Genomic DNA, 19,661 nt, shown 5'->3' with positions numbered 1-19,661 from the left:
ACGCCCGGTTACATTCCGAACCCGGAAGCTAAGCCTTACAGCGCCGATGGTACTGCAGGGGGGACCCTGTGGGAGAGTAGGACGCCGCCGAACAAAACTTCAGGCTGGATCCCGAACTTCGGTTCGGGGTCCAGCCTTTTTTTGTTGGGCGTCACTTGAAGTTCACGTTGCGCAACCAGCATCCGTCGTATGGGTACTGCTGCAATGCTCAGGGCCGCTGGTGTCGGAGTCGGTGACGAGGTCATCGTGCCGGCCTTCGGGAACGTCGAGGTCTCCGAGGCCGTGGCCCTGGCGGGCGCGCGGCCGGTGTTCGCCGACATAGATCCGGCGACCTACTGCCTGGACACCAAGGCGGCCGAGGCCGCCGTAACCTCCAGGACCGCGGCCATAGTCGTCGTGCATCGCTTCGGGCGGTCGGCTGACATCGCCGGGATGCATGTGGTGGGGCAGCGGCACGGGCTGTTGGTGCTTCAGTCCGGCGAGTCCGAGGTGCCGTACGACGAGGTCGCTCAGCGTAGGCAGCGGGCCGCTTATCTCGACACGAAGTTGCGGGGTGTGTGCACGCCCGAAGGAGGGGTGGGGCACACGTACCAGCAGTACGTCGTGCGGGTGCTGGGGAACGGCCGGCCCGACCGGGACGCGTTCGCACGGGCCTTGCGGGCCAGGGGAGTTGACTGCCGGGTGCCGGTGAAGACGCCTGTGCACCGGCTGCCCGGATTCCGGCAGTGTGTGATCCTGCCGGAGACCGAGCTGGCGGCCGACGAGACGCTCGCTCTGCCGGTCGACGCCTCGCTCACCAAGCGGGACATGCAGCGGGTCGTGTCCGCGTGCAACGCGCTCGGGGGACTCCTCCAGCCCGCCTTCTGACGGAGGTTGGGAGCACGTGTTGCTTCAGGGTATGATCTATTCCGTTGCCGCGAGGGAACCCTCGAAATGGTGACAGGCCCCTATAGCTCAGTCGGTAGAGCGTCTCCATGGTAAGGAGAAGGTCAACGGTTCGATTCCGTTTGGGGGCTCTGACAGATCAAGCCTCCGCCCTTTCGGGCGGAGGCTTTTTGCTGTCCTGACGCGGTAGTTCAGGCCTGCTGGAGGCCCGGCACACGCATCGCGAGAATGGCCATGTCGTCGGACGGGGCGTCGGATGCGAAGCGTTCCACCGCGCGCATGATGCGGGCCGCCACAGCGCCGGCCGTCAGGCCCGTGCAGGTGGTGAGGACCTCGGTGAGGCCGTCGTCGCCCAGCATGCGGGTGCCCTCACGGCGTTCGGTGACGCCGTCGGTGACGCAGAGCAGGACGTCGCCGGGGTCGAGCGTGATCGTCTGCTCGTACAGCTCCAGATCCTCCAGGACGCCCAGGAGCGGCTGGGGTTCGGCGGCCGGTTCGACCGTGCCGTCCTGGCGCAGGCGCAGTGGGAGCGGGTGGCCGGCGCAGACGACCTTGAGCTCGGCGCTGCCGTCCTCACAGGGGCGCAGTTCGCCGTAGAGGAGGGTCAGGAAGCGGCTGCGGGCTCCCTCGTCGAGGATCGCGGAGTTGAGGCGCTGTAGGACGGCCGGGCCGCTGAGGCCCTCGCGGGCCAGGAGGCGCAGGGCGTGCCGGGCGAGGCCGGTGACCGCCGCCGCGTTGGGGCCCGTACCGCAGACGTCGCCGATGGCGAAGCCGTAGGTGCTGTCGCTGATGGGGAAGAGGTCGTAGAAGTCGCCGCCGACCTCGTTGCCCTCGCCGGCCGCGCGGTAGATGACCTCGACCTCGACGCCGTCGATCTGTGGGAGTTCGGGCGGCAGGAGGCTGCGCTGGAGGGACTGGCTGATGGCGGTGCGCTCGGAGTAGAGGCGGGCGTTGTCCAGGGCGAGGGCGGCTCGGCGGCTCAAGTCCTCGGCCAGTTCGAGGATTTCCTGGCGGAAGTGCTCGTCGGTGGGCTTGCCGAGGGTCAGCATGCCGATGACACGGTTGCGGGCGACCAGGGGCAGGACGACGGTCTCGCCGCCGACCGCGGAGGCCGTGGTGAGGGTGGTGCCGATGCCGGAGCTGACCGTGGCCGGCTCGTTGAGGCCGAGGCTGCGCATGGACGTACGGAGAGCCGCTTGGTGGGCGGCTTCCGCGGGGGCCGTCCAGACGCGGGCGCCCGGGGTCGGGACCGGGTCGGGAGGGGAGATCTTCGAGAGCAACGACTTGATGCCGTCGATGAGTTCCTCGTCCTCGTGCAGGACGTACGACAGATACGGCTCGGAGGCCTGGTCGGCGATGGTGTAGACGGCGCACCAGGTGGCCAGGGTCGGGACCGTCATCTGGGCCATGAGGGCCAGTGTCTGGTCGCGGTCCAGGGTGCCGGCGAGGAGGTCGGAGGCCTCGACGAGGAAGCTGAGGGAGCCGCGGCGCAGGCGTTCGAGTTCGCCGAGGCGGGCCGATTCGACGGCCAGCGCGATGCGGTCGGCGGCGAACTGGAGGCGCAGTGCCTCCTCGTTGGAGTAGCGGCCCGGGGCTTCGGCGGCGACGCCGAGGGAGCCGGTGAGGCGGCCCTCGACCTTGAGCGGGACGGTGACGACCGAGCGCATGCCGGTGCCGTTGAGCAGGGGGACCGCGCCGGGGACGGCCGTGAGGTCGTCGTGGACGGCGGGCATCCGGGCCGAGCCGTAGCGGCCGGGGCCGGCTTCGACGGGGACGCGGGCGAAGCGCTGGCGGGCGGAGGGCAGGCCGGTGGAGGCGCGTACCTCCAACTCGGTCTCGTCGTCGGTGGCGAGGAGCAGGAAGGCGGAGTCGGCGTCGAGCATGTCGCGGGCGCGTTCGACCGTGCGCTGGAGCAGGCCGTCGAGGTCGTCCGGGGCGGGGGAGCCGATGAAGACCTCGAAGGGGTCGTTGCTCTGGCCCTCGGAGGTGGTGGTGTCGGCAGAGGCGACCCGCAACGGCGTCTGGAGGACGGCTCGTTCGTGGTCGCGGACCAGGAGGCAGACCGTGGACGGGTCGCCGTCGGTGTCGCGGACGCGCAGGTGCGAGGCGTAGACCGGGACGACCCGGCCGGCGGCGTCGCGGATGCCGTAACTGCCCTCCCAGCGGGAGAGTTGGAGGGCCTCGACGATGCCGGTGCTGGTGCCTGGGGTGTGCGGCCAGGCGGCCAGGTCGGTGAGGGGCTTGCCGATGACCTGCTCGGACGGGTAGGCGAAGAGCTCCTCGGCGTCCTCGTTCCAGGCGGAGATAGCGCCCGCGCGGTCGATCTGGATGACGGCGACGCGGACGCGGCCGTCGGCGAGCGGCAGCAGTTCGGCCGGGAGGGACGGGCCCGCGGCGCGGGTGCCCACCGCGCGGGCGGGCAGGTCGAGGTGGAACCAGACCTGCTTGTGCGTCGGGGTGTAGTCGACGCCCCAGCGGGCGGCCAGGGCGGCGCAGAGCTGGAGGCCGCGGCCGCCCTCGCGGTCGAGGTTGCCCATGGTGGCGACGGGTCCCTGGAGCGGGATCTCGCGTTCGGGGTAGTGGTCGGCGACCTCGATACGTACGCCGTCGTCGCTGCGCAGGCACAGGACGTCGGCGTTGGTGCCGGCGTGCACCACGGCGTTGGTCACCAGTTCGCTGGTGAGGACGACGGCGTCGTCGACGATGTCGGCGAAGCCCCAGCCCTGGAGGGTGTCGCGGACGAAGGAGCGTGCGGACGCGACCGATCGCCCGACGGGCTCGAAGCTGGCAGCCGCGCGCGCGGTGATCACAGAACTCCTCGACCGGTTGTCGGCGTGCGGGACTCCCTGGTCGACCGGCTCGCGTCGCGTCTGCGACGGCAGGCCATTCGTCGGCCGTGGGTCCGGGGGCTGTCCCCCGGGGATCAGTCCGGTGGTCATGTTGTGCGGCCGCCCCTCCGATGCCCGCTCTTTCTCGTGCCACCGCCCATGCCGGACGGACCGGTGCGGCTGGACAGCCGCATGCAAGGTTACTTACCTTCCCGGTCCATGCGGATGCCGGTCGCCGGTGTTTCCGTCCGGAGGGTGTGCGGACGATGTGCGAAGCTGCCGAACTGTTATGGCCTGGTTCAGTGGGGGTGAAACACTGGGCAGGCTTCTGGTGAAGGTCCGGGCAGGCCGAGTGCGATGCGTGCCGGCTGGGCAGCAGCCCAGGGTACGGGGCGGTTCGCCGTCCCGGAAACCAGCGGCGGCAGTACTCAGCGGTAACCGGATCAGCAGTAACCGGATAAAGCGCACAGTGATTACGGAACCACCCGAGCACGGCAGAAATGGTCGACCCCTGCGGGAGGGACACAGTGGAGTCTGGCGAAGCGACGCGGGGCACTAAGACGCGCGCGAAAGGCGGACAGTCCCTGAGTAACCAGCGCAAACCGCGCAATGGGACCACTGAGGTGGAGACGGCTGCCCTGAATCGGCTGCTGACCGCTCTGGTGTCCATGCGGGACGGCAATTTCCGCAAGCGGCTCACGGTGTCCGGCGACGACGTCATGGCGGAGATCGCGGCCGTGTTCAACGATGTCGCGGACCGCAATCTGCATCTGACCGGCGAGCTGTCGCGGGTGCGGCGTGTGGTGGGGCGTGAGGGAAAACTCACCGAGCGACTGGAGTCCGGGGCCTGTGAGGGCTCCTGGGCGGCCGCGATCGACGCGTCCAACGCGCTGGTCGACGATCTCGTACGGCCGGTCTCCGAGGTCGGCCGGGTGCTGTCGGCGGTGGCCGAGGGTGATCTGTCGCCGCGGATGGAGCTGCGGGCGCAGACGCCGGAGGGGCCGGGGCATCCGCTGCGGGGCGAGTTCCTCAAGGTCGGGCGGACGGTCAACAACCTTGTCGACCAGCTGTCGACGTTCACCGACGAGGTCACGCGTGTGGCCGGCGAGGTGGGCACCGAGGGCAAGCTGGGCGGACAGGCCCAGGTCCGCGGTATGTCGGGTTCGTGGAAGGACCTGACGGAGTCCGTCAACACGATGGCGGACCGGCTGACCGCGCAGGTGCGGGACATCGCGCTGGTGACGACGGCGGTCGCCAAGGGTGATCTGTCACGGAAGGTCACGGTTCACGTGGCCGGCGAGATGCTGGAGCTGAAGGAAACCGTCAACACGATGGTGGACCAGCTCTCGGCGTTCTCCTCCGAGGTGACCCGCGTCGCCCGCGAGGTGGGCACGGAGGGCGAGCTGGGCGGACAGGCCCAGGTGCCCGGTGTGGCGGGTGTGTGGAAGGAACTCACCGATTCGGTGAACACCATGGCCGGCAACCTGACGGCCCAGGTGCGGGGTATCTCACAGGTCACCACCGCGGTCGCCAACGGTGATCTGTCGCAGAAGGTGACCGTGCAGGCGCGCGGCGAGGTCGCGCAGCTCGCCGAGACGATCAACCAGATGACCGAGACCCTGCGGATCTTCGCGGACGAGGTCACGCGTGTGGCCAACGAGACCGGCGGCGAGGGCCGGCTCGGCGGGCAGGCGAACGTACCGGGCGCCGCCGGCACCTGGAAGGACCTCACCGACTCGGTCAACACGGTCTTCCGGAACCTGACCACTCAGGTGCGGGACATCGCCGCCGTCACGACGGCGGTGGCCAGCGGTGATCTGTCGCAGAAGGTCACGGTGGACGTGGCCGGCGAGATGCTCGAGCTGAAGAACACCGTGAACACGATGGTGGACCAGCTCTCCGCCTTCGGTTCCGAGGTCACGCGCGTCGCCCGTGAGATCGGTGACGAGGGTGAACTGGGCGGTCAGGCGCAGGTGCCGGGCGCCGCCGGCACCTGGAAGGACCTGACCGACTCGGTCAACACCGCCTTCCGCAACCTCACCGGGCAGGTCCGCAACATCGCCCAGGTGACCACGGCCGTCGCCAACGGCGATCTGTCGCAGAAGGTCACCGTCGACGTCTCCGGCGAGATGCTCCAGCTGAAGAACACCGTGAACACGATGGTGGACCAGCTGTCCTCGTTCGCCGAGCAGGTCACGCGGATGGCCAGGGAAGTCGGTACGGAGGGACGCCTCGGCGGTCAGGCGCAGGTGCCCGGTGTCTCCGGCACCTGGAAGGAGCTCACCGACTCGGTGAACTCGATCACGGGCAATCTGACCGCGCAGGTGCGGCAGATCGCCCAGGTCACGACGGCCGTGGCACGCGGTGACCTGTCGCAGAAGATCACCGTGGACGCGCGCGGCGAGATCCTGGAGCTGAAGAACACCGTCAACACGATGGTCGACCAGCTCTCCTCCTTCGCCGACCAGGTGACACGGGTGGCCCGCGAGGTGGGTACGGAGGGCCGGCTGGGCGGTCAGGCGCAGGTGCCCGGCGTCGCCGGTGTGTGGCGCGACCTGACCGACTCCGTGAACGGCATGGCGGGCAACCTCACCGCCCAGGTGCGGCAGATCGCGCAGGTCGCCACGGCGGTCGCGCGCGGTGACCTGTCGCAGAAGATCACGGTCGACGCGCGCGGCGAGATCCTGGAGCTGAAGAACACCCTCAACACGATGGTCGACCAGTTGTCCTCGTTCGCCGAGGAGGTCACGCGGGTGGCCCGCGAGGTGGGCACCGAGGGCAAGCTGGGCGGTCAGGCCGAGGTGCAGGGGGTCTCCGGCACCTGGAAGGACCTCACCCAGTCGGTGAACTTCATGGCCAGGAACCTGACCGTCCAGGTGCGCAGCATCGCCGACGTGACCACCGCGGTCGCCAAGGGCGACCTGTCGAAGAAGGTCACCGTCGACGCCAAGGGCGAGATCCTCGAACTCGTCATCACCGTCAACACGATGGTCGACCAGCTGTCGTCCTTCGCGGAGCAGGTCACCAAGGTGGCCCGTGAGGTGGGCACCGAGGGCATCCTCGGCGGCCAGGCGCACGTACCGGGTGTCGTCGGGATCTGGAAGGACCTCAGCGACAACGTCAACCTGATGGCCAAGAACCTGACCATGCAGGTGCGCAACATCTCCCAGGTTGCGGCGGCCGTCGCCAACGGCGACCTGACGCGGACGGTGACGATCGAGGCGGCCGGTGAGGTCGCGCAGCTCGCCGACACCTTCAACACGATGGTGAAGACGCTGAGTTCGTTCGCCGAGCAGGTCACCAAGGTAGCCCGTGAGGTGGGTACGGACGGCATCCTCGGCGGGCAGGCGCACGTACCCGGTGTGGCCGGTACGTGGAAGGACCTCACCGAGTCGGTGAACCAGATGGCGTCCAACCTGACCGGCCAGGTGCGCAACATCGCCATGGTCACCACGGCCATCGCCAAGGGTGACCTCACCAAGAAGATCGACATCGACGCGCGCGGGGAGATCCTCGAACTCAAGACGACCATCAACACGATGGTCGACCAGCTGTCCTCGTTCGCCGAGGAGGTCACGCGAGTGGCCCGCGAGGTGGGCACGGAGGGGCAGCTGGGCGGTCAGGCGCGGGTGCGGGACGTCGACGGTACGTGGCGCGACCTCACCGAGTCCGTGAACGAGATGGCGGGGAACCTCACCCGGCAGGTGCGGGCCATCGCGCGCGTGGCGACCGCGGTGACCCGTGGCGACCTGAACCTGAAGATCGACGTGGACGCCTCCGGCGAGATCCAGGAACTTCAGGACTACATCAACAAGATGATCGCCAACCTGCGCGACACCACCATCGCCAACAAGGAGCAGGACTGGCTGAAGGGCAACCTCGCCAGGATCTCCGCCCTCATGCAGGGCCGCCGCGACCTCGACGACATCGCCTCGCTGATCATGAGCGAGCTGACGCCGGTGGTCTCCGCACAGCACGGCGCGTTCTTCCTCGCCCTGCCGACGCTCGACGGCAAGGACATGAGCGCAGGCCCGGACGACGCCTACGAGCTGCGGATGCTGGGTTCGTACGGCTACTCCATGGGCTCCATGCCCACGTCGTTCCGGCCCGGTGAGGCGCTGGTCGGCACGGCCGCCCACGAGAAGCGCACGATCCTCGTCGAGAACGCGCCCAGCGGATACCTCAAGATCTCCTCGGGGCTCGGTGAGGCGCCGCCCGCGCAGGTGATCGTGTTGCCGGTGCTGTTCGAGGGCAAGGTGCTCGGCGTCATCGAACTGGCCTCGTTCACCCCGTTCACGCACATCCAGAAGGACTTCCTCAACCAGATCGCCGAGATGATCGCGACCAGCGTCAACACCATCTCCGTCAACACCAAGACGGAGGTGCTGCTGAAGCAGTCGCAGGAGCTGACCGAGCAACTGCGCGAGCGTTCCGAGGAGTTGGAGAACCGGCAGAAGGCCCTCCAGGCGTCCAACGCCGAACTGGAGGAGAAGGCCGAGCTGCTGGCCCAGCAGAACCGTGACATCGAGGTGAAGAACACCGAGATCGAGGAGGCCCGGCAGGTCCTGGAGGAGCGCGCCGAGCAACTCGCGGTCTCCATGCGCTACAAGAGCGAGTTCCTCGCCAACATGTCGCACGAGCTGCGTACGCCGCTGAACTCGCTCCTGATCCTGGCCAAGCTGCTCGCCGACAACGCGGACGCCAACCTCACCCCGAAGCAGGTCGAGTTCGCCGAGACCATCCACGGCGCCGGGTCCGACCTGCTCCAGCTGATCAACGACATCCTGGACCTGTCGAAGGTCGAGGCGGGCAAGATGGACGTCTCCCCGACGCGCATCGCGCTGGTCCAGCTCGTGGACTACGTGGAGGCCACGTTCCGGCCGCTGACCGCGGAGAAGGGCCTGGACCTGTCCGTACGGGTGTCGCCCGAACTGCCGGCCACGCTGCACACCGACGAACAGCGGCTGCTCCAGGTGCTGCGCAACCTGCTGTCCAACGCGGTCAAGTTCACCGACTCCGGGTCGGTCGAGCTGGTGATCAGGCCGGCCGGCGCGGACGTGCCGCAGACCATCCGCGAACAGCTGCTGGAGGCCGGGTCGCTGACCGGTCCCGGCGCCGAACTGATCGCGTTCTCGGTGACGGACACCGGGATCGGTATCGCGGCGAGCAAGATGCGGGTGATCTTCGAGGCGTTCAAGCAGGCCGACGGCACCACCAGCCGCAAGTACGGCGGTACGGGCCTCGGACTGTCGATCTCGCGGGAGATCGCGCAGCTGCTCGGCGGTGAGATCCACGCGCAGAGCGAACCGGGCCGCGGCTCGACGTTCACGCTGTATCTGCCGCTGCACCCGAGCGAACTGCCGCCGCACGGCTACCAGACGGCGCCCACCCCGGTCGGCGAGCTGCTGGCCGGCGAGCCGGTCCCGGCGGGCACCGAGGTCGAGACGCCGGCCGAGGTGCAGTCGTACCAGCAGACGCAGAACGGCGCCGCCGCGCTCTTCAGGCGCCGCCGCCGCAACGTGGAGGCCTTCGCGCGGGCGTCCGTCCAGCCCGAACCCTGGTCGATGGACGGCCAGCAGGTGACGCAGGAACCGCGGGCGAACATCCGGTTCGGCGGTGAGAAGGTGCTGATCGTCGACGACGACATCCGCAACGTCTTCGCCCTGACCAGCGTCCTGGAACAGCACGGTCTGTCGGTGCTGTACGCCGAGAACGGCCGTGAGGGCATCGAGGTGCTGGAGCAGCACGACGACGTGGCGGTGGTGCTGATGGACATCATGATGCCGGAAATGGACGGTTACGCGACGACCACGGCGATCCGCAGGATGCCGCAGTTCGCCGGGCTGCCGATCATCGCGCTGACCGCGAAGGCGATGAAGGGCGACCGGGAGAAGGCGATCGAGTCGGGCGCGTCCGACTACGTGACCAAGCCGGTCGACCCCGACCATCTGCTCACGGTGATGCGGCAGTGGATGCGGGCGGAGTGACGTGGGCGTCGGAATGTGTGCACGTGGCGCGGGAACGGTGAGTGTTCACGCGGAGTTGCTGACTCAGTGTGGTCGGCGCCGTGTGGACGTACGCGATTCGGGGAACCTTCTGGTCTCCCGCTGCGTTTCTGCTACGTGCACAGTGACATCACGGTGACAGGGTGTGGCGACGGGCGGGGTGCGGCTACGATGACCGGCACGAGGACGGGCGACGAAACGGAGTCGTCCCGTGGGGTGGTTCCGACCGGTGCTTCCCCAAGTCCTGCGGACAGGGGTGGCCCCATGCCGGGGCGAGGAGGGCGGGCCATGGTGCAGAAGGCCAAGATCCTCCTGGTCGATGACCGGCCGGAGAATCTGCTGGCGCTGGAGGCGATCCTCTCGGCGCTCGATCAGACGCTGGTTCGGGCATCGTCCGGGGAGGAAGCGCTCAAGGCACTGCTCACGGACGATTTCGCGGTCATTCTGCTGGATGTCCAGATGCCGGGCATGGACGGTTTCGAGACCGCCGCCCACATCAAGCGGCGGGAGCGGACCCGGGACATCCCGATCATCTTCCTCACCGCGATCAACCACGGACCGCACCACACCTTCCGCGGGTACGCGGCGGGTGCGGTCGACTACATCTCCAAGCCGTTCGACCCGTGGGTGCTGCGCGCGAAGGTCTCCGTCTTCGTCGAGCTGTACATGAAGAACTGCCAGCTGAGAGAGCAGGCGGCGCTGCTGCGGCTCCAGTTGGAGGGCGGCGGCGGCAAGAGCGGGGTCGGTACGGGGAACGGCAAGGAGTCGGCCGGACTGCTCGCGGAGCTGTCCGCGCGGCTCGCCGCGGTCGAGGAGCAGGCCGAGGCGTTGTCGAAGCAGCTCGACGACGAGTCCGCGGACGCGGCCGCGGTGGCCACCGCGGCGCATCTGGAGCGGAAGTTGACGGGCTTGCGGCGGGCGTTGGACGCGCTGGAGCCGGGCGCCGGCGGGGCCGCGTCGGTGCCCTCGCAGAACTGAGCTTCGCGCGGGGCGGGTTGGGTCCGCGCCCCGCGTTGTTGTGCTGGTCTGGGGCGTTGCGCGGCCCGGCGCGAACGAGTGCCGCCGCGCCCAGCCTCCCCCACTCTCGGCTTCGCTTGAGCGGGGGACCCCCATCGCCCCGGCGGCACGACTGCCCGCAGCTACGGACAGGTGAAGTCGCGTCAGTATTCCGCCCACAAAATGGCGACACGAATGGGTGAAGACGTAGGCACGCGTGTTCACTGCCGTCTCCACCGGTAACCTCACACCCATGGCCTCACGTCCCTCCGCAGCCAAGAAGCAGCCCGCGAAGAAGGCGGCGGCTCCGGCGAAGAAGGCCGCTGCGAAGAAAGCACCCGCCAAGAAGGCGCCCGCGCGCAAGGCCGCGGCGAAGAAGCCCGCGCCCAAGCCGGCGCCCAGTCCCACCGGGGGCGTGTACCGACTGGTGCGCGCCGTCTGGCTCGGGCTCGCGCATGCCGTCGGCGCGGTGTTCCGCGGCATAGGGCAGGGAGCCAAGAACCTCGACCCGGCACACCGCAAGGACGGCGTCGCCCTGCTGCTGCTGGCACTCGCGCTGATCGTCGCCGCGGGCACCTGGTCCAATCTGCGCGGACCGGTCGGCGATCTGGTCGAGATGCTGGTGACCGGGGCCTTCGGCCGGCTCGACCTTCTAGTGCCGATACTGCTCGCGCTCGTCGCCGTGCGCTTCATCCGCCACCCCGAAAAGCCCGAGGCCAACGGCCGGATCGTCATCGGCCTGTCCGCGCTCGTCATCGGGGTGCTCGGCCAGGTCCACATCGCCTGCGGCTCGCCCGCACGCAGCGACGGCATGCAGGCCATACGGGACGCGGGCGGACTGATCGGCTGGTCCGCGGCGACTCCGCTGTCGTACACGATGACGGACGTCCTCGCCGTACCGCTGCTGGTGCTGCTCACCGTCTTCGGGCTGCTCGTCGTCACGGCCACGCCGGTCAACGCGATCCCGCAGCGGCTGCGGCAGCTGGGTGTACGGCTCGGGCTCGTCCACGACTCCGAGCGCGACGAGTTCGCCGACGACGAGGAGCGCTACGACGAACAGTGGCGCGAGGCACTGCCCGCGCGCGGCCGCAAGCGCGGCGGACCGGCGCCCGAGGCATATGACCCCGAGGACGCCGAGCAGGAGGCCCTCTCACGGCGCCGCAGCCGCCCGAGGCGCTCCGCCGTGCCGCAGCCGGCGATGGACCGTCAGATGGACGCCGTGGACTTCGCCGCGGCGGCCGCCGCGGATCTGGACGGGGCGGTCATGCACGGCATGCCCCCCTCGGCCCTGGTCGCCGACCTCACCCAGGGCGTGAGTGTGGGCGACCGCGCGGAGACCACGCCGACGCCGACACCCGTGCCGGCCGCCCGCCCGAAGCAGGAGAAGCTCAAGGCGGACGTCCGCGACCTCACCAAGGCGCCGCCGGAGGAACTGCGCGATCTGCCGCCACGCGCGGAGCAGCTCCAGCTGTCCGGCGACATCACCTACTCCCTGCCGTCCCTGGACCTCCTCACGCGCGGTGGACCGGGCAAGGCGCGCAGCGCGGCCAACGACGCCGTCGTCGCCTCGCTCACCAACGTGTTCTCCGAGTTCAAGGTGGACGCGGCCGTGACCGGCTTCACGCGCGGGCCGACGGTCACGCGCTACGAGGTCGAGCTGGGCCCCGCCGTGAAGGTCGAGCGGATCACCGCGCTCACCAAGAACATCGCCTACGCCGTCGCCAGCCCCGACGTACGGATCATCAGCCCGATCCCCGGCAAGTCGGCCGTCGGCATCGAGATCCCGAACACCGACCGCGAGATGGTCAACGTCGGTGACGTGCTGCGGCTCGCCGACGCGGCCGAGGACGACCACCCGATGCTCGTCGCGCTCGGCAAGGACGTCGAGGGCGGCTACGTCATGGCGAACATGGCGAAGATGCCGCACATCCTCGTGGCCGGCGCCACCGGCTCGGGCAAGTCGTCCTGCATCAACTGCCTGATCACCTCGATCATGTGCCGCGCGACGCCCGAGGACGTCCGGATGGTCCTCGTCGACCCCAAGCGCGTCGAGCTGACGGCCTACGAGGGCATCCCGCACCTGATCACGCCGATCATCACCAACCCGAAGCGGGCCGCCGAGGCCCTCCAGTGGGTCGTACGCGAGATGGACCTGCGCTACGACGACCTGGCGGCGTTCGGGTACCGGCACATCGACGACTTCAACCAGGCGATCCGCGACGGCAAGCTGAAGACGCCGGAGGGCAGCGAGCGGGAGCTCAAGACCTATCCGTATCTCCTGGTGATCGTCGACGAGCTCGCCGACCTCATGATGGTCGCGCCGAGGGACGTCGAGGACTCCATCGTGCGCATCACGCAGCTCGCCCGCGCGGCGGGCATCCACCTCGTGCTCGCCACACAGCGGCCCTCGGTCGACGTCGTCACCGGTCTGATCAAGGCGAACGTCCCCTCCAGGCTGGCCTTCGCCACCTCCTCGCTCGCCGACAGCCGGGTCATCCTCGACCAGCCCGGCGCCGAGAAGCTGATCGGAAAGGGTGACGGGCTGTATCTGCCGATGGGTCAGAACAAGCCCACCCGTATGCAGGGCGCCTTTGTCACCGAGGACGAGATCGCGGCGGTCGTCCAGCACTGCAAGGACCAGATGGCGCCCGTCTTCCGGGACGACGTCACCGTGGGCACCAAGCAGAAGAAGGAGATCGACGAGGACATCGGCGACGACCTGGACCTGCTGTGCCAGGCGGCCGAGCTGGTGGTCTCCACCCAGTTCGGTTCGACGTCCATGCTCCAGCGCAAGCTGCGCGTCGGCTTCGCCAAGGCGGGCCGGCTGATGGATCTGATGGAGTCCCGGAACATCGTGGGACCGAGCGAGGGATCCAAGGCTCGTGATGTTCTTGTGAAACCTGACGAGCTGGACGGAGTGCTCGCGGTGATCCGCGGGGAGTCTGAAGGGTAGGGCACGGGGTTCGGCGAACCCTCGTGACCGGTTCGTGTCCGGGGTGGGCGTTCGATCGTGACTCACCCGTAAGGGATCATTGAGCAACCGTTTCCCCACGGCGTACGTCAAGTTGAGGGAAGCGAAACGCAGCTGTCCCACCATCGGGATGACGGGCCATTCCGATGGCGTACAAAGTCCCACCGCCCGGTTGCCCCACCCTTTCGCTACCCCCCTAGACTGAACCCCTAGCACAGGCGGCTACACGCTCGAAAGGCGCCCCCGTGTCCATCGGCAACTCCCCTGAAGACGAGCGTCCGTTCGAAGACGTGACCGAGGAAGCCCGTCCCCCGATCGGCCGTGTGCTCCAGCAGGCCCGTATCGCGGCCGGGCTGACCGTCGACGACGTCAGTACCGCCACCCGGGTCCGTATCGCCATCGTGCACGCGATCGAGGCGGACAACTTCGCGCCCTGCGGCGGTGACGTCTACGCCCGCGGTCACATCAGGACCCTGGCCAAGGCCGTGCACCTCGATCCCGGCCCGCTGCTCGACCAGTACGACGCCGAGCACGGCGGGCGGCCGGCCCCGACGCCGGCGGCCCCGCTGTTCGAGGCGGAACGCATCCGTCCGGAGCGGCGGGGGCCGAACTGGACCGCGGCGATGGTCGCCGCGATCGTCGCGGTGATCGGCTTCGTCGGGTTCACCATGTTCAAGGGTGAGACCGACAGCGGCTCGAAGGACCAGGTCGCCGAGGGTTCGACGCCCTCGGCCGACAAGTCCTCCGCGCCGTCCGCCGGGACCGGCAAGCCCACCGACCCCAAGCCCGACCCCACCGAGAGCGCCATCGCGGCGGCGCCGCAGGACAAGGTGACCGTCCAGGTCAGCGCCACCGACGGACGCAGCTGGATCTCCGCCAAGGACCACAACGGCCGGCTGCTCTTCGACGGACTCCTCAAGCAGGGCGAGTCCAAGACCTTCCAGGACAGCTCCAAGATCAACCTGGTGCTCGGTGACGCTGGCGCCATCCAGCTCTACGTCAACGGCAAGAAGATCGACGACGACTGGCAGCCGGGGGCCGTGGAGCGGCTCACGTACACGAAGGGCGACCCGCAGGAGGGATGAGCGGGGTGTGCGGGTGACGGCAGTGGGTCGTTGCCCGTCACCGCGCGGGTGACCCCTCGCACGCGCGCGTGGTGGTGGACGTTGTCACAGGGCGGGGTTGGCCAAGACGGGCCAACCCCGTCGACGTGGGGTGTCAGTGGGACGAAGTAGTCTTGAGCCCATGCCTGAACGCCGTACCGTCGCACTCGTCACGCTTGGCTGCGCCCGCAACGAGGTGGACTCCGAAGAGCTCGCGGGTCGTCTGGAGGCGGACGGCTGGCAGCTCGTGGACGACGCCGAGGACGCCGATGTCGCCGTGGTCAACACGTGCGGATTCGTCGACGCCGCCAAGAAGGACTCGGTCGACGCCCTCCTGGAGGCCAACGACCTGAAGGGCCACGGCAGGACCCAGGCCGTCGTGGCCGTGGGCTGCATGGCCGAGCGGTACGGCAAGGAACTCGCCGAGGCCCTCCCCGAGGCGGACGGCGTGCTCGGCTTCGACGACTACTCGGACATCTCCGACCGTCTCCAGACCATCCTCGCCGGTGGCGTCCACGCCGCCCACACCCCGCGCGACCGGCGCAAGCTGCTGCCCATCAGCCCGGCCGAGCGCCAGTCGGCCACGGACGTGGCGCTGCCCGGCCACGGCGCGCCGACCGACCTCCCCGAAGGCCTCGCCCCGCAGTCCGGCCCCCGCGCGCCCCTGCGCCGCAGACTCGACGGCGCCCCGGTCGCCTCGGTCAAGCTCGCCTCGGGCTGCGACCGGCGCTGCTCCTTCTGCGCCATCCCGTCCTTCCGCGGCTCCTTCATCTCGCGCCGCCCCAGCGACGTGCTGAACGAGACACGCTGGCTGGCCGAGCAGGGCGTGAAGGAGATCATGCTGGTCTCCGAGAACAACACGTCCTACGGCAAGGACCTCGGCGACATCCGGCTGCTCGAGTCGCTGCTGCCCGAGCTGGCCGACGTGGACGGCATCGAGCGGGTCCGCGTCAGCTACCTCCAGCCGGCCGAGATGCGCCCCGGCCTCATCGACGTGCTCACGTCCACACCGAAGGTCGCGCCCTACTTCGACCTGTCCTTCCAGCACTCCGCGCCCGACGTGCTGCGCGCGATGCGCCGCTTCGGCGACACCGACCGCTTCCTGGAGCTGCTCGACACCATCCGGAGCAAGGCGCCCCAGGCCGGCGTGCGCTCCAACTTCATCGTCGGCTTCCCCGGCGAGAGCGAGGCCGACCTCGCCGAGCTGGAGCGGTTCCTCAACCACGCGCGGCTCGACGCCATCGGCGTCTTCGGCTACTCCGACGAGGACGGCACCGAGGCGGCGACCTACGACCACAAGCTCGACGTGGACGTCGTCGCCGACCGCCTGGCCCGGGTCTCCCGGCTCGCCGAGGAGCTGGTCTCGCAGCGGGCCGAGGAGCGCCTCGGGGAGACCGTGCACGTGCTGGTCGAGTCCGTCGACCCCGAGGAGGGTGTCCACGGCCGCGGCGAGCACCAGGCACCCGAGACGGACGGCCAAGTGCTGCTCACGAGCGGCGCCGGGCTGAGAGTCGGTCGTATGGTCGAGGCGAAGGTGGTCGGTACGGAGGGTGTCGACCTGGTGGCCGAGCCCCTGCACGGCTCGTCGGCACGCAGTGAGGAGGCGGGCAGATGACGGGAGTCCCGGCATCGGCCGCGGGCGGCTCCTCCCCGGCGAACGGTGCGCCGGGCGGCGTGGGTGGCGGTGTCTCCGCGGGCGTGTCCGGCGGTGCGCCCGCCGTGTCCGGCGGCCTTGCCGCGCGGCGGTCGACCGGTACGTCCGGCGGTGAGCCGGGCACCAGGCCGCCCCGCGCGGTGAAGATCGCCGCGGCCGCGGTCGACCAGGCCAGCGTGTGGAACATCGCGAACCTGCTGACCATGCTGCGGCTCGTCCTGGTGCCCGGGTTCGTCGCGCTGATGCTCGCCGACGGCGGCTACGACCCCGCCTGGCGCGCGTTTGCGTGGGCGGCCTTCGCCGTCGCCATGATCACGGACCTGTTCGACGGCCATCTGGCCCGTACGTACAACCTCGTCACCGACTTCGGGAAGATCGCCGACCCCATCGCCGACAAGGCGATCATGGGGGCGGCGCTGATCTGTCTCTCGGCCCTCGGCGACCTGCCGTGGTGGGTGACGGTGGTCATCCTCGGCCGGGAACTCGGCATCACTCTGCTTCGTTTTCTGGTCATTCGGTACGGCGTCATCCCGGCCAGCCGGGGCGGCAAGCTCAAGACCCTCACCCAGGGTGTGGCCGTCGGGATGTATGTCCTGGCGCTCACGGGGTGGCTCGCCACCCTGCGCTGGTGGGTCATGGCCGCCGCGGTCGTCCTGACCGTGGTGACCGGTCTCGACTATGTACGACAGGCCATTGTGCTGCGCAGGCAGGGAATCGCCGAGCGCAGGGCCGCGTTGGAGGAGACGGACGCGTGAGTCCCGGGGCCGCCGACGTGGTGCGACTACTGACAGTGAGGGGCGAGACCCTCGCCGTCGCCGAGTCGCTCACTGGTGGACTGGTGGCGGCGGAGATCACCGCGGTGCCCGGAGCGTCCAAGGCCTTCCGGGGCTCGGTGACCGCGTACGCGACCGCGCTCAAGCACGAGGTGCTCGGCGTCGACGCGGCGCTTCTCGCGGCGCGAGGAGCGGTGGATCCGCAGGTGGCGGCCCAGATGGCTGCCGGAGTGCGGAGGGTGCTCGGCGCCGACTGGGGCATCGCGACCACCGGAGTCGCCGGCCCGGAACCGCAGGACGGACAGTCCGTCGGCACCGTTTTCGTCGCCGTCGACGGCCCGCTCACAGCGGATTTCTATTCTGCCGGTGGCGGAAAAGTACAGGCCCTGCGGTTGAACGGCAGCCGCGAGGAAATCCGTATGGAGAGTGTACGGAGCGTACTCGCACTGCTCCTGAGGGAGCTCGCGGGCGAACAGACCGGGAATGAGCGGGCACAGGATACGGAACAGAACGGGGGGTTTTGATGTTTGCAGCCCTGAGTGAACACGACATCGCTCCCCGCACGGCCGCGGCGCAAGGCGGTACGGTGGGGCGTGAAGGATGCGGCTACGCGGTCCGAGGAGGGAGCCACCGATGATTCTGCTCCGTCGCCTGCTGGGTGACGTGCTGCGTCGGCAGCGCCAGCGCCAGGGCCGTACTCTGCGCGAAGTCTCCTCGTCCGCCCGAGTCTCACTCGGCTATCTCTCCGAGGTGGAGCGGGGGCAGAAGGAGGCTTCCTCCGAGCTGCTCTCCGCGATCTGCGACGCGCTGGACGTACGGATGTCCGAGCTCATGCGGGAAGTGAGCGACGAGCTCGCCCTCGCGGAGCTGGCCCAGTCCGCTGCTGCCACCCCCAGCCAGCCAGTACCCACGCCAGTACGTCGTCCGATGCTGGGTTCCGTATCGGTGGCCGGTGTGCCACCGGAGCGGGTGACCATCAAGGCGCCCGCCGAAGCGGTGGACGTGGTCGCCGCGTGACGTTCACCCGCGTGGGTCGCTGAACCGACGCGAGTGTGAAGCCCCGGCCGGGGCTTCTCCGGGAAGATCCCCGGGGGAGTTGGGCTGGGGCTTTTGCGCGCCCGGGGGGCCTCCTGTGCCAAGCCGGGGCGTGCTTTCGCATCGAGCCTGGGATCCTCCTGCGCCGAGATGGCGTCCCTTTTTGGTCCGTTTGCCGGTATTCGGCGTTGCGGTCATCGTGGAGGGGAACTGCTCGGGGCGGTCAACGGAGGTGTGATGAACGTCGTGAAGAGCTCGCTGCCCGACGAGGACCTGAAGATCGTGGGCGAGGCGCTCCAGGGGGCCCTGGTGGACCTCGTGGACCTGTCGCTCGTCGCGAAGCAGGTCCACTGGAACGTCGTCGGTCCCCGCTTCCGGTCCGTGCACCTCCAGCTCGACGACGTGGTGGTCAGCGCACGCGCACACTCCGACACGGTCGCCGAGCGGGCCTCCGCGCTGGGCGTCTCCCCGGACGGGCGCGCGGCCACCGTCGCCGCCGGCAGCGGGATCGGGACGGTGGACGACGGCTGGGTGAAGGACAACGACGCCGTGCGCGTGCTGGTGGACGCGCTGGGCGCGGTGATCACCCGGATGCGGGAGCGCGTCAACGCGACGGCGGAACCGGACCCCGTCACCCAGGACATCTTCATCACCGTGTCGGCGGACCTCGAGAAGCATCGCTGGATGTTCGCCGCCGAGAACGTCTGACGTCCTCTCCGGCGGTCCCGGACGGAGGTATGCGGAACTCCGCGTCCGGGGCTGTGCCGGTTGAGGCTCTGAGTGGCCTGGGTTTGCGCCTGTGTGCCGCTGGTGCGCCCTCCCTGCCTGTGGCGGGGGCGTCCTAGCGTCGGGCCGGAGGAGGCTGCCATGGCGGGGCGAATACTGCGCTGGGGGGCCGCGCTGGGGCTCGGGGCTGTCTGGTGGTGGGCCGTCCTCCGGCTCGCCGTGGCGCCGGACGCGGGGGCGGTGGAGGGTGCGGTCGCGGCCGGTGGGTGGGGGCTGAGCCTGCTGCCGGTGCACTGTGTGCCCAAGGCTCGGGCGGTGGGGGCGCTGGGGGCTGGGCGGTGGGTGGCGGCTTGGCGGGGGAGGGGGGCTCCTGCGGGGGCTTTGGAGGTGGGGGATGCGGGCGGTGTCGGTGCCGGGGGCGGTGTCGACGCCGGGGGCTGGGTCGGTGCCGGGTCCGGCGGGGCGTCCGGGGGAGTTTCCAAGGGGTTCGGGCGGGTGGGTGTGGGGCGGGCTTGGGGGCGGCGTCGGGCGGGGCGGGGTGGGAGGCGGCCGCCGGGGCGGGAGTGAGCGTTGGTGTGACTCGGGGTGGGGCGTTGCTACGGGGGTGAGGGGGCGTTCTCTCTGGTGCGTGCCCGGCGTGGGGGCTGGGGGCTGGGGGCTGGGGGCTGGGGGCGGGGGGTTGCGC

Annotated in this window: 11 protein-coding genes, 1 tRNA gene and 1 rRNA gene; 12 read left to right on the top strand and 1 reads right to left on the bottom strand. The window is 69.6% G+C overall.

Features of this window, described 5'->3' with window-relative positions:
• The 3 genes from rrf to ACIQAC_RS40030 form a co-directional block, all read left to right on the top strand.
• Positions 1 to 93: ribosomal RNA gene (gene rrf, locus ACIQAC_RS40040) — 5S ribosomal RNA — on the top strand; the annotation flags it as partial.
• A gap of 111 nt (positions 94 to 204) precedes the next feature.
• Positions 205 to 867, top strand: coding sequence for a DegT/DnrJ/EryC1/StrS family aminotransferase (locus tag ACIQAC_RS40035; RefSeq protein ID WP_402200557.1), 663 nt, complete (start codon positions 205 to 207; stop codon positions 865 to 867).
• Positions 868 to 943: 76 nt separating this feature from the next.
• A tRNA-Thr gene (locus ACIQAC_RS40030) sits at positions 944 to 1,016 on the top strand.
• Between the two features lie 60 nt (positions 1,017 to 1,076).
• Here ACIQAC_RS40030 and ACIQAC_RS40025 read toward each other — a convergent pair.
• A complete protein-coding gene (locus ACIQAC_RS40025; RefSeq protein WP_402200549.1) occupies positions 1,077 to 3,824 on the bottom strand; it encodes a SpoIIE family protein phosphatase in 2,748 nt (915 codons plus the stop codon).
• A 416-nt stretch (positions 3,825 to 4,240) separates the two neighbouring features.
• Between ACIQAC_RS40025 and ACIQAC_RS40020 the strand changes: the two genes are divergently transcribed.
• From ACIQAC_RS40020 to ACIQAC_RS39980, 9 genes are all read left to right on the top strand, one after another.
• Positions 4,241 to 9,700 carry a HAMP domain-containing protein gene (locus tag ACIQAC_RS40020; RefSeq protein ID WP_402200547.1) on the top strand — a complete coding sequence of 1,820 codons (5,460 nt, stop codon included), beginning with the start codon at positions 4,241 to 4,243 and terminating at the stop codon, positions 9,698 to 9,700.
• Between the two features lie 306 nt (positions 9,701 to 10,006).
• The gene (locus tag ACIQAC_RS40015; RefSeq protein ID WP_402200545.1) at positions 10,007 to 10,696 is read left to right on the top strand and encodes a two-component system response regulator; all 690 of its coding nucleotides are present in this window, start codon (positions 10,007 to 10,009) and stop codon (positions 10,694 to 10,696) included.
• A 271-nt stretch (positions 10,697 to 10,967) separates the two neighbouring features.
• The gene (locus ACIQAC_RS40010) at positions 10,968 to 13,667 is read left to right on the top strand and encodes a DNA translocase FtsK (protein WP_402200543.1); all 2,700 of its coding nucleotides are present in this window, start codon (positions 10,968 to 10,970) and stop codon (positions 13,665 to 13,667) included.
• A gap of 263 nt (positions 13,668 to 13,930) precedes the next feature.
• Complete coding sequence (locus ACIQAC_RS40005) at positions 13,931 to 14,770, top strand: helix-turn-helix domain-containing protein (protein ID WP_402200541.1); 840 nt, start codon at positions 13,931 to 13,933, stop codon at positions 14,768 to 14,770.
• Between the two features lie 160 nt (positions 14,771 to 14,930).
• Complete coding sequence (gene rimO, locus ACIQAC_RS40000) at positions 14,931 to 16,403, top strand: 30S ribosomal protein S12 methylthiotransferase RimO (protein ID WP_402200540.1); 1,473 nt, start codon at positions 14,931 to 14,933, stop codon at positions 16,401 to 16,403.
• The gene (gene pgsA / locus ACIQAC_RS39995; protein WP_402200538.1) at positions 16,400 to 17,197 is read left to right on the top strand and encodes a CDP-diacylglycerol--glycerol-3-phosphate 3-phosphatidyltransferase; all 798 of its coding nucleotides are present in this window, start codon (positions 16,400 to 16,402) and stop codon (positions 17,195 to 17,197) included. The genes rimO and pgsA overlap by 4 nt, the downstream gene beginning before the upstream one ends.
• On the top strand, positions 17,194 to 17,739 hold the full coding sequence (locus tag ACIQAC_RS39990) for a CinA family protein (protein ID WP_402200536.1): 546 nt from the start codon (positions 17,194 to 17,196) through the stop codon (positions 17,737 to 17,739). The genes pgsA and ACIQAC_RS39990 overlap by 4 nt, the downstream gene beginning before the upstream one ends.
• A 109-nt stretch (positions 17,740 to 17,848) precedes the next feature.
• Positions 17,849 to 18,232, top strand: coding sequence for a helix-turn-helix domain-containing protein (locus ACIQAC_RS39985; RefSeq protein ID WP_402200534.1), 384 nt, complete (start codon positions 17,849 to 17,851; stop codon positions 18,230 to 18,232).
• Between the two features lie 255 nt (positions 18,233 to 18,487).
• Entirely contained in the window at positions 18,488 to 18,958 is a 471-nt protein-coding gene (locus ACIQAC_RS39980; protein WP_402200532.1) for a Dps family protein, read from the top strand.
• Positions 18,959 to 19,661 lie beyond the last annotated feature (703 nt).

Source organism: Streptomyces sp. NPDC088387 (assembly GCF_044753385.1).
In the GTDB taxonomy this organism is placed as follows: Bacteria; Actinomycetota; Actinomycetes; order Streptomycetales; family Streptomycetaceae; genus Streptomyces.
Note: the sequence above shows the minus strand (reverse complement) of the source record. Positions and strands in the feature narration are given on the sequence as shown.